Origin of the sequence: Halorussus sp. AFM4, assembly GCF_051194995.1 — an archaeon.
Classification (GTDB): Archaea; Halobacteriota; Halobacteria; order Halobacteriales; family Haladaptataceae; genus Halorussus.
Genome location: NZ_JBNTJT010000005.1, coordinates 188,223 through 202,240, shown reverse-complemented (window position 1 = coordinate 202,240; position 14,018 = coordinate 188,223). Strand labels below are relative to the sequence as shown.

The window sequence follows — 14,018 nt, the reverse complement described above, 5'->3', positions numbered from 1 at the left end:
GGGATACCCGCGGTATCAGTCGTCCGCCACGGCCTCCTGGGCGTCACCGTAGAGGTTCTGGACCTCCGAGAGTTCCGGGTCGATACGTTCGACGTCGCCGGTCGCCTTCTTGGCGCTCTCGGTGTCCTTCAGTCCGAAGCCGGTGGAGTTGACGACGACAGTCTCGTCAGGCTCGACGATACCCTCCTCGAGGGCCTTCCGAACGCCAGCGACCGGCGCCGCTCCGGCGGGTTCGGAGTATATCCCCTCGGTGCTTCCGAGTAGCTTCTCGGCCTCGAGTATCTCCTCGTCGCTGACCAGGACGGACGTTCCGTCGCTCTCCTCGAGCGCGCGACACGCCTTGATGGTGTTCCGCGGGCGACCGACGGCGATGCTGTCCGCCAGCGTGTCGGCGATCTCGTCGACGTCGTCGTGTGCGTGGAACGCATCGTGGATCGCGGAGGCGCCCTCGGCCTGCACGCCGAGCATCTTCGGCGTGTCCTCCACGTAGTCGAGTTCGTAGAACTCGCGGAATCCCTTCCACGCACCCGCGATGGTACACCCGTCGCCCATCGAGAAGACGACCCAGTCCGGAACCTCACCGCGGACCTTCGACTGTTCGGCCAGTTCGTGGCCCACCGTGCGCTTGCCCTCGACCTGGAACGGATTGATCGCCGCGTTGCGGTTGTACCAGCCGTACTCGTCGGTGACCGTGACGCTGAGGTCGTAGGCCTCGTCGTAGGATCCATTGACTGCGAGCACGTCCGCACCGTACACCAACGGTTGGGCCAGTTTCCCCGCGGGGGCGTCCCCCGGGACGAAGATGCGGCAGTCGAGACCGCCGCGCGCGGCATACCCGGACAGCGAGGCGGCGGCGTTACCTGTCGATGCGCACGTGATGATGTCCCGGCCCGCGTGTCTGGCCTTCGTCACTGCGATGGAACTCGCTCGGTCCTTGAAACAGCCGGTCGGGTTGCGGCCGTCGTCTTTCACGAGCGTCGTGACGCCGAGCTCGTCGCTGAGATTCGGGGCATCGAAGAGGTCGGTGCCCCCCTCGTTGAGCGTCACGGGCTCCGCGTCGTCGTGGACCGGCAGGAACGCCTCGTACTTCCATTGTGTCGCGATATTGCCGTCGAGGTCGGCGTCGAAGTTGTCCTGGATGACATCGTAGTCGTACTTGACCTCCAGGATCCCCTTGACGCCCTCGTGTTCGGGACAGGTGTAGATGACCTGGTCCGGGTCGTACTCCGCTCCACAGATGGTACACTCTAGCGTGGTTACGTGGTCCATCGCCATGCAGGAAGAACAGAGCGGTACTACTTAAAAACCACGCCGCAGCGGCCGGCCGTCCACGTTGACACATCGATTTGGGCAATGTTAACACGCGTCTCGTTTCCGTATACACTCTGTTCCATCCTCCGTATACACTCTCGGCGGGCGGACACCGAGGATCGGCCGGTGGTCAACCTTTTTGTCAGCCGACGGTCGTAGTTCGGGTATGGCCGATATCTTCCGCGCCGAAGTTACAGGTCCATCGGGAACGACGGAGTACGAACATCGTCCCGAGACGGACCAGTCCTTCGAGAACGCTCTCGAGAAGGCGAAGCAAGGCCAACGCCTCACCGTCGCCGACGGCGTCGAGCTCCTCACGACGGGAACCGACCGACTGGGGATCGACCGAGAGCGAAAGGAGGAGGTGCTCCGGATCGCCGACCGTCGCAGGGCCGAGACGGTCGGAGAGGAGGTCACGTTCGTCGCAAACATCAACAACAACGTCACAACGGCTTGCAACACTGGTTGTCTGTTCTGTAACTTCAAGGACTCAGCAGCGAAGTTCGAGACAGAACACGCAGGAGACCACAGTGGTTTCACTAAGACGCCCGCGGAATCCCGCAAGATCGTTCGAGACGCAGTGGACCGGGGTATCTACGAGGTGTGTTCCGTCAGCGGCCTGCATCCCGCACTCGTTCTCGACGACGAGCACCGTGAGCTGCTGGAGGCGAACGACAACGGTGACCTCAACTACAAACCGACCTCCGCGTACGAGGAAGACCCAGGAACGTACTGTGAACAGCTCCGAGCGATGAGCGTGGACGACGTGCACGTTCATTCGATGACCCCAGAAGAGGCGTATCACGCCCGGCGCGGGACGGACTGGGATTACGAGGAGGTGTACGCCCGGTTGAAGGACGCCGGACTGGACAGCGTTCCAGGGACGGCGGCAGAGATCCTCGTCGACGAGGTGCGTGACGTCCTCTGTCCCGGCAAGATCGGGACTGACGAGTGGGTCACGGCCATGGAGGCCGCCGCGGACGTCGGCCTCCCCATGACCGCGACGATCATGTACGGCCACATCGAGAACGCGAAGCATCGTGTGGAACACCTGCAGGTCGTGCGCGAACTACAGGACCGGACCGGTAACATCACCGAGTTCGTTCCCCTCTCGTTCGTCCACCCGAACACGCCGCTTGCCGAGTACGGCATGGTCGACGGCGGACCGAGCCGCGAGGAGGACGAACTGATGACCGCCGTCTCGCGGCTCTTCCTCGACAACATCGACCACATCCAGTCATCCTGGGTCAAGTTCGGCGACGAGCACGGGCTCAAGATGTTGAACTGCGGCGCAGACGACTTCATGGGGACGTTGTTGTCCGAGGAGATCACCAAGCGGGCCGGCGGTGGCCACGGTGAGTTCCGGTCGTTCCAGGACTACGTCGAGATGATCACCGCTATCGGACGGACACCGGTCGAGCGGTCCACCGACTACACCGAGCGAAGGCCGATCCCGCTCACGGACGAGCCCGTCGGGCCGAAGCTCGGGCCGAAAGCCGACGGTACGCCGCTTCTTCCGGAGTAACCCGGCACCGTTTCTGCGGCGGTCTTGCCACAGACCTGTGGTGGCCACACCGGAGTGATAACGCTTGACACACGAGGTGGCAGACCTGACAACCGGCACTACGTTTATACGGAACACCTCTGTTCGTATGGTCGTACGCTAGCCGACCACGGACGGGACCGTCAGCGGCCCGGATGTACGAATACGGCTAGTACGGAGACAACCATGTACGGAAGACGGTTAGCAACGATAGAAGAGATAATCACTCTCGTGAGTCCGGATAGCGACGAAGAACTCGCCGAGATCGAAGCCTGGGCCGACGACCGCGACGTCCGGGTGAACGCCGTCCCCGTCGGCGACGACATCGAGTCGGTGTACACGCCCGGAACGGAGTACCTCGGTGTCACGCTCGGCGGCGACGGAACGTACCTCGAGGGCGTCCGGCAGTTCAGCCCCCGAGGGATCCCGATACTCGGGGTCAACGCCGGAACCCTCGCCTTCCTCGCTAGCATCGCACCCAGCGACCTCACCGAGGCCCTCGACGAAGTGATTCGGGGCAAGGCGAACGTCGACAAGCGCCAGCAGCTTCACGTGGAGGCGAACGGCGTCGACTGCACGGGCATCAACGACGTCATGATCGAACACGTCCCACCTGAGGACCCGGTGGACCGCAAGATAACTCGGTTGCAGGTGTTCGCGGACGGGGAGTTCGTCGGCGAGTACGAAGGTAGCGGTGTCGCGGTCGCCACGCCGACGGGGTCGACGGGTGTCTCGTTGTCGGCGATGGGCCCAGTCCAGTATCCGAAGAACAACGCGTCTCTCCAGATCGTGCCGCTACACACCCACCGGATGGGCGTTCGCCCGCTCGTCGTCGACGCGGGAACGACCGTCACTGTCGTGTCCGACGGGCCGGCGAACCTACAGGTCGACGGCGGTCGAGCGCATACGGAACTCGGCGAGGACGACGTTGTCAGCATCGAGGGTGCAGACACCTCCGCGCTCGTCGTGAACACGAGTTACGACGACGACTTCTTCACTTCGGTGTCGGAGAAACTCGGTTGGAGCGTCCGCGAGGACCGACACGATACGGGGAAACAAGACCTGCTCTCTGCCGACGCGGACCGGGTCGACGCGGAGGAGAGCCTGCTTCGCCGCGCGAAGGAGGTGGCCGAGGAAGCCGCGCTCGCAGCCGGCGAACCGCTGAGAGAACTCCACGGGCAGACCGAATCGATCGAGTACAAGTCGGACAAGTCGGACATCGTCACGGAGGCCGACTACAAGGCCGACAACATCATCTCGACGGTCATCGCCAACGAGTTCCCGGACCACGGCATCCGTTCCGAGGAGGGCGACGCGATAGAAGGCGACGGCAGGTTCACGTGGCTCGTCGATCCGCTCGACGGAACCGGTAACTTCGCACACGGGAATCCGAACTACTCCGTGTCCATCGCCCTTCTGGAGGACGAGACGCCGGTCGTCGGCGTCGTATACGCGCCCGAGACCGACGAGATGTTCAGCGCGGTCGAGGGCGAACAGGCGCTCCTCGACGGGTCGCCGATATCGACGACCGACCGCGACTCGCTCGACGAGTGCATGCTGCTGTCGGGGTACGATCCGGACGGCACCTTCCTCTCGCACTGCTACCGGGAGACTCGCGGCGTTCGAAGCCTCGGGTCCGCGGCACTGAACCTCTGTTATCTCGCCCGCGGGAGCGCCGACGCGGTCTGGGAGTACGACACCCATCCGTGGGACGTCGCAGCCGGCATCGTCATCGCAGAGGCCGCGGGGGCCACCATCTCGGACACCGACGGGAGCGCGTACGACCCGCTCCCGGACGACGGGTCGCGCAACGAACTGGTCGGCTCGAACGGCGCGGTCCACGAGACGCTCCTCTCGCACCTCGAGAGCGAACAGGCCCTGCAGATGACCGAGCGGGGGACGGCCGACTGATCGGCTACTACAACTCACCCTTCTTGCGTCGGTACGTCGACTATCTGCTACACGGACAGTCGACCGCCGGAAAGCGGTCGGCCATCCAAGGATGCCGTGAACCGAGCTCTGGTGGGGTCACCGCAACGGTTCGCGGGCGAGGAAATCGCCGTCGCCGGGCGAGGAGAGCACCCGGTGGTCCCGGGCCGCGACCTCGCCGTCTGCGATGACGGTGTCCACGCGTCCGGTCCACTGGCGTCCCTCGTACGGCGTCCAGCCGCCGACGAACTCGAGGTCGTCGGCAGACACCTCGTACGCTTCGCGGCGGAGCAGGACGATGTCGGCGTCGGTACCGACCCGGAGGCTGCCTTTCTTCGGATAGACACCAGCTTCCCGTGCGGGGCGGGCGGAGACGAGTTCGGCGAGCCGCGGCCACGTGAGCCGGTCCTCATGAACCCCCTCGCTCACGAGGAACTCTAGCATCGTCTCGATGCTCGGCAACCCAGCATACGGTTCCCAGATGTCCTCCCACCCGCGTTCACGTTCCTCCCGATAGGTCGGGAAATGTTCGCTGGCGATGAGATCTATCGTCCCGTCCTGGACCGCGTCCCAGAGGCGTTCGACCTCGTCGACCGACTTGAGACTCGGGTTCACCTTCAGGAAGGGGCCGAGGTCTGCCACATCATCGTCGGAGAAGGCGAGGTAGTGCGGACAGGTTTCGAGCGTGACGGGGACGTTGGCTCTGGACTTGAACCGACCGCCTTCCCGGGCACCGCTTCCGCTCGACACGTGGACGACGTGGAGCGGACAGTCGGCGTACTCGGCGAACCACCCGACCCTGTTGATGGCGTCGAGTTCCGCCTCTAGCGGCCGGGAATCCGGGTACACCTCGGGGTCGTCGCCCTCGATCTGCTCGCGGGCGTGGTCCAAGATTCCCTGCGTCTCGCAGTGGACGCGTACTTTGCCACCTGCCGCGCCGACCTCCGCCATCACCTCCACGATGGTGGCGTCGTCAGCGAGATACGGTTCCGCGGTGAACGTCTTGAAGTCCCGCGTACCCGCGGCCATGATATCCTCGACATCGATGTCCGCGTCCTCGACGTTACCTGCAACGAGACCGAAATCGACGTGGGAGAGGTCCTCACAGGCCTCTCGCTTCTCGCGGAATGCCTCGGGAGACGTCACGGGCGTCTGTGTCGGCAGTTCGATGACGGTCGTGACACCGCCGGCGACAGCACTCGCCGTCTGCGAACCGAAATCGATGCCGTCCGGGAACAGCGCCTCGTCGTGCATGTGATTGTGGATGTCCACGACACCTGGAAGCGCGACCATGTCGTCGGCGTCGATGCGGTCGTCCGCATCGTACCGCTTGGCAACATCAGGTCCGACGTCGGCTATCGTTCCGTCATCGATCGCGATATCGCCAGTCGTCACGCCAGTCGGTTCCACGATGCGAGCATCTGTGATGAGACGGTCTACCATAGCCGACTTCACACGGGACATTGGGAAAATTGTTGGCAAAAGTGTAACCAGTCTATCATTGGTTGAGGCAGATTCGACCACGGACGGGAACACGCCCTGAAGGCGAGTGGTCGGCTGAGATAGTTTTTTGTACTATGCCAACATTCTGAACGGTGTGATACTCAACGCTGGCACGCTCGTCACGATGAACGACGAGCGCGAGGTCAGGGAGGAGGTACATGTCGTCGTCGAAGACGCTGAGATAACGGCCATCGAGGACGGCTTCGAATCCGGTGATGATGTCGTCGACGCCCGGGACGAGGTCATCATCCCGGGACTCGTGAACTGCCACACGCACATGTACGCGCTCCCGATACGCGGCGCACCGCTGACGGCGTCCCCTGAGAGCTTCTACGAGGCGCTCGTGGACATCTGGTGGGAGGTCGACGAGGCGTTCACGATGGAAGATGCTCGTCTATCGTCGCTCGGGTCGTCGGTCGAGATGCTCCAGAGCGGCGTCACGGCATTCTGCGACAACTACTCCGGGCCCAACACGCTCCCGGGGGCGCTCGACGCCGTCGCGACCGGCGTGGCGCAGACGCCGATCCGGGGGATGATCACGTTCGAGACGACGGCGCGCAACTCCGAGGACGAGGCCCGAGCGGGGATCGAGGAGAACCAGCAGTTCATCCGCGAGGACGAGGACGAGTACGACCGTGTGTCGGGTCATTACTGCCTCCACACGTTGTTCACGAACACGGAGGACGTTGTCAAGCAGACCGTCGATGCAGCCGAGGCGGACGACCGTCCTATCCAGATCCACCTGGAGGAGGGACTCGTCGACGTCCACAGGTCCATCGAAGAGTACGGCAAGCGTCCCGTGCCGGCCCTGGAGGAGATGGGCTTCCTGGATGCCGAGGTCATCGCGGCCCACTGCGTCCACTCGACGGAGACGGAGATCGAGATCCTGGCGGACCACGACGTGAACGTCGCCCACAATCCGTACTCGAACATCAACAATGCCGTGGGCATCGCCAACGTCGAGAAGATGGAGGACGAGGGGATGACGATCGGCATCGGGGACGACGGATGGGACCCCGACATGTTCGAGACGATGCGGTCGGCCGTCGGGATCCACAAGCTGAAGAAGAACAACCCGAGCGGCTTCGACATGGCGAAGGCTCTCGAGTGGGCGACCATCGGTTCGGCGCGCGTCATGGGTATGGACGATAGCATCGGAAGCATCGAGCCCGGCAAGCGCGGGGACTTCGTCACGCTCGACCTCGGTCCGAATCCCGTTCTCCCAGGGAGCGCTCCCTACTATGTGGTGAGCGCTGCGAGTCGTGGTGATGTCACCCGGACCATCGTCGACGGTGATGTCGTCTACGAACGCGGCGAGGGTGTACGCGGCGTAGATGATTCGGACATGGAGGCTGTCGGCGAGGCCAGTGCCTCCCTCTGGGACCGACTCTGAGGCGACCGCTCGAACTGAACCTCCACCGGTCTTCGTTCGGCTATGACACAATCGTGTTCCACCGTCGGGAATCTTCGGCGTCTTTCGATTAACAGACTGAGTCCGTTAATCGACACGGATACTCCGCGAGTGAAGTCTGTCTCAGAGGTTGGACCAAGACTTAACAGACTAAGGGTGTTAAACACCATTGCGGAATGACGGAGGCAATCCAGCCGTCATCGATTCCGAGGAGTGGCGTGAAGGGCGAACGTGACCTATCGTACACACTCCGTCACGGTTATCAGGGTCAAGATAGAATACGTACCCGATGGAGTCAGACTCCGGTTGTAAAGTCGACCGCGTGATCGAGGAGTATGACCTCGATTCTGCGGATCCTCGCCATGACAGGATGGACGAAGGGTTGCTCGCCAGATGGCGGGGAGACAACGGCCACTCCGCAGAGGGCTATCGAACGCTGACGGAGTGGTTCAACAAGCGACTGCTGCGGCGGGTGTTCGACGAGAACGGTCGCGACGCCCTCGGCGCCCGTGTAGACCATGACTACGAGATGCTGACAGGTGACGACGACTTGCTCCGGGAAGAGACGATCGAAAGCCTCGCAGACGACGGAATCGACGGTGCACGGGTCCGTGAAGACATGGTGTCGTGGGGGACGATGCGGACGCACCTCCAGGACTGCCTCAACGGAGAGAAGGACACACGCAGCAAGGAGACCGACTGGGAGCGCAAGAGCGTAGACATGGCCACATCGTTCGCGCGCGAGAAGATCGAAACCGTGCTCAGCTCGCTGGCGTCAGATGGCGAGCTCGAGGGCGTCGAAACGTCGTCGGTGACGGTGCAGGTACAGGTGAGTTGCGACATCTGCCCGACGCGCGTACCACTCGACGTCGCGCTCGAACGAGGGTACGTCTGCGAGGAGCACGGACGAACGAGCACACAAGCGGACACACAGACCAACACATGACTTGGGAGATCGAGATCGAGAACATCGCCGGCATCCTCGACGGGACAGCAACGATAGAACCAGGGCTCAACGCCGTCCGCGCCTCGAACTGGCAAGGGAAATCGAGTTTCGTCGCGTCGATCAAGACAGCCCTCGGTGTGACGACGCCGCTGACGGAGGGGCAGGACGAGGGACGGGTGCATCTCGACACGCCAGACCGCGACATCGAGGTCGAGCTCGTCCGCGAGAACGGCTCCGTCCGTCGTCGCGGCCAGCCCTACCTCGACGATGAGTACGACATCATCCGGACGGACCTGTTCGCCTGTCTCGACGAGCGGAACGAGATCCGTCGCACGGTCCGCGAGGGGGAGAACCTCGAAGAGGTACTGATGCGCCCGCTGGATTTCCAGAACATCGACGAGCAGATCGCGGACCTCAAGCGAGAGCGCGAGCAGGTCGAGTCCGAGCTCGCGCAGGCGAACGAGGCGAAGAAGCGCCTCCCGTCGGTCCAGGAGAAGGTGACGCGGCTGGAGTCCGAGCTCGAGGACCTTCGGAAGAAGCACGAGTCGCTGACGCAGGACGCCGAGACGGACCCCCAGTCATCGACGTCGACCCAGAGCGAGTTGGCGCAAGCCCAGTCCGACCGCGACCAGGCCGAGAAACAGATCGAGCGCCTCGAACGGAGCATCGAGCGCACGGAATCTCGCCTGGAAGAGCGACGGGAGGAACTCGACGATATCGAGTTGATCGAAGATGAGAACGTGGAAGCGGAGCTTGCCGAGGCGCGGGACGAGCTGCAGGAGAGCAAGCGCGATATCGAGGTCCTACAGTCGGTGTACTCCGCGAACGAGATGGTCCTCAAGGAGAACCGTCTCGACCTGCTCACAGAGGTCCAGCGGGAGTTGACCGGCGATACGGTCGAGTGCTGGACGTGCGGTAGCGAAGTATCCCGGTCGGATATCGAGGACCACCTCGACCAGATCGGCGACAAGATAGCGAACCTGCGGGCGAAGACCGAGTCCCGGCGCGACGCGGTCGAGGAACTCGAGGCGAAACGCGAGGAGAAGAACCAGGCCCAGCGGCGCAAGCGGGACCTCGAAGCCGAGATCGCCGAACTCGAGGAGAAACTGTCCGACTACCGCCAGAGTCTGGAGGACGCCGAGGAGCGACTGGAGAGCGCCGAGCAACGGGTCGAGGAGCTCTCCGACTCTGTGAACGAAACCGTCGACGAGATCACCGACGTCGAGAGCGATATCAAGTACCGCGAAGCGGAGCTGAAGGACGCGGAGGACGAACTCAACGCCCTCGAGACGCGTGCCGACCGTGTCGATCTCCTGGAGGAAGAGCGTGAGAAGCTAGATTCGGAGATCGAGGAGCTCCGTAACCGCAAAGATGACATCAAGTACGACGCCCGGGAAGCATTCGACGAGGCGATACGCGACGTTCTCTCGCGGTTCGACACCGGATTCGAGACGGCGCGTCTGACATCCGAGTTCGACCTCGTGGTGGCCCGTGAGGGCAGGGAGGCGAGTCTCGACGCACTGAGTGAAGGGGAACTGGAACTGCTGGGATTCGTCACCGCGCTGGCCGGCTACGAGGCATTCGACGTTGGCGACGCGGTTCCGATCATGCTCATCGATGGCGTCGGCGGTCTCGCCGACGACAACCTCCACACCCTCGTCGACTACCTGCGAGAACGCACCGAGTACCTCGTGTTCACGGTCTATCCGGAGTACGGGTCGTTCGATGGGAAGGACATCAGCCCTGCGGAGTGGGAGGTGGCGACCGACCGAGAGGTGGCGGCGGACTGATCTCGCCCGACGTAACTGTTTTGTCACAAGCGCGTGTCCAACGATACGATGTACTCGCCCGGCGAGCGGCCCGGTTGGGACGGTACCGACGTTGACAGCGAGATAGATATCGAGACGGACGCAGTGGAATATGCGCTCGACGTCGAGCCGAGCGATGTGGAGTCCCCTGATACGCTCACCTTCGCGAAGAACGTCTTCCTACCGCTGACGACGGCGTGTCGGTACACCTGCACCTACTGCACGTTCTTCGACCCGCCAGGTGAGGCCTCGCTGATGCCACTCGACGACGTACGAGAGGTGCTTAGACAGGGTGCGGATGCCGGCTGTACCGAGGCGCTGTTCACGTTCGGAGATAACCCGGACGACCGATACACCGATATCCACGACCAACTGGATGAGTGGGGATACGACTCCATCCACGACTACCTTCACACTGCCTGTGAGATCGCGCTCGACGAGGGGTTGCTTCCACATAGCAATCCCGGAGATCTGACGTACGAGACGATGGAACGACTCGCATCGGTCAACGCAAGCATGGGTGTGATGCTCGAGACGACTGCCGACGTCGACGCTCACGCTGGTCCGCGGCGAAAGACCCCTGCTCAGCGGATCCGGACACTACGGAATGCGGGTGAACTTTCCGTCCCGTTCACGACCGGTATCCTCGTCGGCATCGGGGAGACCTGGCGTGACAGAGCCGAGAGCCTTCTCGTCATCAAACGGCTTCACGAGCGATACGGGCACGTGCAGGAGGTCATCGTTCAGAACGTGGTGCCGAACCAACGCTCGCGGTTCGACCGACCATCCGTCGAGACGATGCGTCGCGTGACCGCGATGGCGCGGTCAGTCCTCCCCGATGACGTCGAGGTCCAGGTCCCGCCGAATCTCTCGCCGGTGGAGGAACTTCTAGACTGTGGCGTGGGTGACCTAGGTGGCGTCTCACCGGTCACCGACGACCACATAAATCCCGAATACGAGTGGCCGGAGCTACGGTATCTCGAAGATCTCGCCGCGGATGCAGACAAGGAACTCGTCGAGCGGCTCCCCGTCTACGAACGGTACCTGGATGCAGAGACGCCGACGGACGACGGATCCGGCCGCGATCGGTGGGTATCTGACCGCGTTCAGCGAGCCATCACCGCCGATGACCGCTGGTGACGGCTGAGAGTGACCTGCGACCACTTCCGTATCGACGTACTCCACGGTTGACCGTGGGGAGAACCAGCGTCACTGTTTCTGACGGGTGATGTAGCCCGCGATGCGGTTACGCAGGTGGATCGAGTTCACGTTCGTGAGCGTCTGAACGGCCTCCTTGTTCCTGTTGAACTCCTGGGTGAACGTGTCCGGATACTGCTCTAGAAGCCGGTTCCCGATACTCATCACGTCGTTTGGGTCGACCGTCATTGAGTACGATACTATACCGTGAAAATAGATATAAGGGCTTTGGTTGGTCGCGTTCGAGACGACTGAGGCAACTCGGTTGTCATCGGATGTGTGGAGCTGTGGCGATGGAACACCGAAGCAGGACCCCCATCCGAGGGCAACCGTACCCCAATCTGTTCATCGATCGCCTGCGCTTTGCTCGGGAGGGTCGAGGTAACCGATACGGCGGCAAACCTCGGCCGGTGTCACATCCGCTTGGGGGGAGGAAAGACGCGTCATGACCAGGTCCAGAAGGTCGAAATCGGTCAGGAGTTGCCGTGTCGCATCGTAGTCGGTATCGAGCCGTTGTGCGACCTCGGTCACGGTACGAGACTCCTCGAGGATGGTGGTCAGGTCCCCGACGGTGCAGTCTCTTGGAACGCCGAGTCCATCGGCAGCACGCTTCTCTTCCGTTTCGTCCTCGTCTACGGCGGTGAACGCTTCGACGAGTTCAACATCAGCGATCTCACGCTCTCGCTCTCCGTCTGCTCCAGTAGGGACCTCGACAGGATCGTCCTCACCGTCGTCATCCGGATGAGCGTCTCCGTCTGCCGCTGGGTCATGGATATCGTACTTGACCATGTACCGACGGACAGTCTCGGAGGTGACGTCGACACCAAGAGCCTCGGTCATCTCCGTGAAGGTATCGTACTCCTCGTAGACGGCCCGTAGCGCGTCCGGGTCCTTGTACGCCGGCGTTCCGGACCGGGTGGTGTCGAGTGGTCCGACCTGTGAACCACCGATCGACGCTTCGGTCTTGTCAAGGGGTGAGGTGAACGGGGAGTCGGCCGAACGACCGTCCGTCGGTACTGTGACCGTGAGTTCGAGATCGTGCTTCTTCTTGGTGAGATCCGTCCCGTCGACCTCGATGGAGATGTCGTCAGGGACGTCGAGACCGACGAACAGTGGAACTCCGACTCGAACGTCGGCCGAGATCGTCTCGTTCTCGTCGACTGCCCGTTCGTCGAGGGTGATGTCACGTACCTCGGCGTCGGTGAGCTCCAGACATTCCAGTATCTCGGCTAACTCCCCAAACGCAGTGCTCACCACCATGCTTGAGATTATTCCACAAACCAGGGTATAAATCAACATCTACCGGCAAATTTTTCCTCTACATCCAGGCTTGCTCAGGCAAGATGATTCTGCGGGAGTTCGCCTCGTCAGAGACGATATCGACATAGGACTGAAAGCTCGTATCGGTGACGGTCCGCCTCCCTCTGCGGCGGGTCGAGAGTGGAACAAGCGCTGGAGGAATGGATACTACATATCAAGCACATCTGGGCAAGATCGTCTGTCGAACCGACCCCGTGCGTCACATGGAGCTACTGCTCCCACTGCCATCCGCTATGGGTGGATTTTTCGGCGTTACGACGAACGAGACAAGAACAGCCGGGGATACGGACTATTTTATGCGGAAACGGAGCCGTTGGTCCTCGAACCGTCGTAGGAAACTGTGATGTACTCGGTGAACTTGATGATATCGTACTGGGCAAGTTCATCTGCCGCTTCGGGTTGGACTCCGGACGTCGTCTCGTCGTGCGCGACACGTGCAAGCGCATCCTTCGCCGTCTCCGAGAGTTCATCGAAGTGGCAGACGTCACCGCCATCCGCTATCGAGGTGGTCGGACTAACCGTTATTTGCCGAGGCATGCTATGCTAACCCATGACTTGATTCAAGACCGACCCCCTTCAAAATACCGTTTGTTAACATGATGAGGGCCCCGTCTTAGATACCAACGGCACCCTCTCCAATCACTCTATTGTACTGCGTGCTCTCTCGCGTGTGTCTACTGAGCGTTCACAACATATGTACGGGGTCGAAGTCGATCTCCGTCCCTTCGCTTAATCGAACCTTGTGGAGCTGTACGGGCCCCCGTTGGAACACACCCCACGTGGCATGACCGGTGGTACGTAGTAGCAAGGACTATTTGCCACATCCACGAACGCCAAGTATGCCGATCGACGCCGACGATATCATCAGCATCGGGAACGAATTGTTACAGCGGTATCCAGACACCTTCTCTGACGATTTTGAGCGGAACAAGCGTGAGGTCGAACGGCTGACCGACCTCCAATCGCGACACATCCGCAACCGTGTTGCTGGGTACATCACCAGGAACTGCCAGGGTCAACGGGTGAAGAGGAACGATGCAGAGTCGTAAT

General features: G+C 62.0%; 12 protein-coding genes. 7 read left to right on the top strand and 5 right to left on the bottom strand.

Annotated elements, in window-relative coordinates:
• Positions 1-15: 15 nt before the first annotated feature.
• Entirely contained in the window at positions 16-1,275 is a 1,260-nt protein-coding gene (gene thrC / locus ACQUQF_RS21135) for a threonine synthase (RefSeq protein ID WP_435181182.1), read from the bottom strand.
• A 202-nt stretch (positions 1,276-1,477) separates the two neighbouring features.
• Here thrC and cofH point away from each other — a divergent pair, with 202 nt between their 5' ends.
• Together cofH and ACQUQF_RS21125 are read left to right on the top strand one after the other, a co-directional pair.
• Positions 1,478-2,836 (top strand): 7,8-didemethyl-8-hydroxy-5-deazariboflavin synthase subunit CofH, encoded by a 1,359-nt coding sequence (cofH, locus tag ACQUQF_RS21130; protein ID WP_435181181.1) that lies wholly within the window; start codon positions 1,478-1,480, stop codon positions 2,834-2,836.
• A gap of 204 nt (positions 2,837-3,040) precedes the next feature.
• Complete coding sequence (locus ACQUQF_RS21125; RefSeq protein WP_435181180.1) at positions 3,041-4,765, top strand: inositol monophosphatase family protein; 1,725 nt, start codon at positions 3,041-3,043, stop codon at positions 4,763-4,765.
• Between the two features lie 117 nt (positions 4,766-4,882).
• Here the strand turns inward: ACQUQF_RS21125 and ACQUQF_RS21120 are convergent, their stop codons facing one another.
• Positions 4,883-6,226 carry a dihydroorotase gene (locus tag ACQUQF_RS21120; RefSeq protein ID WP_435181178.1) on the bottom strand — a complete coding sequence of 448 codons (1,344 nt, stop codon included), beginning with the start codon at positions 6,224-6,226 and terminating at the stop codon, positions 4,883-4,885.
• Between the two features lie 154 nt (positions 6,227-6,380).
• Between ACQUQF_RS21120 and ACQUQF_RS21115 the strand changes: the two genes are divergently transcribed.
• The 4 genes from ACQUQF_RS21115 to cofG all read left to right on the top strand — a co-directional run bounded on the left by ACQUQF_RS21115 (position 6,381) and on the right by cofG (position 11,591).
• Positions 6,381-7,679, top strand: coding sequence for an amidohydrolase family protein (locus tag ACQUQF_RS21115; protein WP_435181177.1), 1,299 nt, complete (start codon positions 6,381-6,383; stop codon positions 7,677-7,679).
• Between the two features lie 307 nt (positions 7,680-7,986).
• Positions 7,987-8,643, top strand: a complete 657-nt coding sequence (gene rdfA / locus ACQUQF_RS21110) for a rod-determining factor RdfA (RefSeq protein WP_435181176.1) — start codon at positions 7,987-7,989, stop codon at positions 8,641-8,643.
• Positions 8,640-10,433, top strand: coding sequence for an archaea-specific SMC-related protein (locus ACQUQF_RS21105; RefSeq protein WP_435181175.1), 1,794 nt, complete (start codon positions 8,640-8,642; stop codon positions 10,431-10,433). The genes rdfA and ACQUQF_RS21105 overlap by 4 nt, the downstream gene beginning before the upstream one ends.
• A gap of 48 nt (positions 10,434-10,481) precedes the next feature.
• A complete protein-coding gene (cofG, locus tag ACQUQF_RS21100; protein WP_435181174.1) occupies positions 10,482-11,591 on the top strand; it encodes a 7,8-didemethyl-8-hydroxy-5-deazariboflavin synthase subunit CofG in 1,110 nt (369 codons plus the stop codon).
• A gap of 69 nt (positions 11,592-11,660) precedes the next feature.
• On the opposite strand, the gene ACQUQF_RS21095 is transcribed toward cofG, so the two are convergent.
• The 3 genes from ACQUQF_RS21095 to ACQUQF_RS21085 all read right to left on the bottom strand — a co-directional run bounded on the left by ACQUQF_RS21095 (position 11,661) and on the right by ACQUQF_RS21085 (position 13,505).
• On the bottom strand, positions 11,661-11,837 hold the full coding sequence (locus tag ACQUQF_RS21095; RefSeq protein WP_435181173.1) for a 30S ribosomal protein S17e: 177 nt from the start codon (positions 11,835-11,837) through the stop codon (positions 11,661-11,663).
• A gap of 156 nt (positions 11,838-11,993) precedes the next feature.
• Entirely contained in the window at positions 11,994-12,908 is a 915-nt protein-coding gene (locus tag ACQUQF_RS21090; protein WP_435181172.1) for a hypothetical protein, read from the bottom strand.
• A 354-nt stretch (positions 12,909-13,262) separates the two neighbouring features.
• Positions 13,263-13,505 (bottom strand): hypothetical protein, encoded by a 243-nt coding sequence (locus tag ACQUQF_RS21085; protein WP_435181171.1) that lies wholly within the window; start codon positions 13,503-13,505, stop codon positions 13,263-13,265.
• A gap of 302 nt (positions 13,506-13,807) precedes the next feature.
• Here ACQUQF_RS21085 and ACQUQF_RS21080 point away from each other — a divergent pair, with 302 nt between their 5' ends.
• Positions 13,808-14,017 carry a 30S ribosomal protein S17e gene (locus ACQUQF_RS21080; protein ID WP_435181170.1) on the top strand — a complete coding sequence of 70 codons (210 nt, stop codon included), beginning with the start codon at positions 13,808-13,810 and terminating at the stop codon, positions 14,015-14,017.
• The last annotated feature ends 1 nt before the right edge of the window (position 14,018 follow it).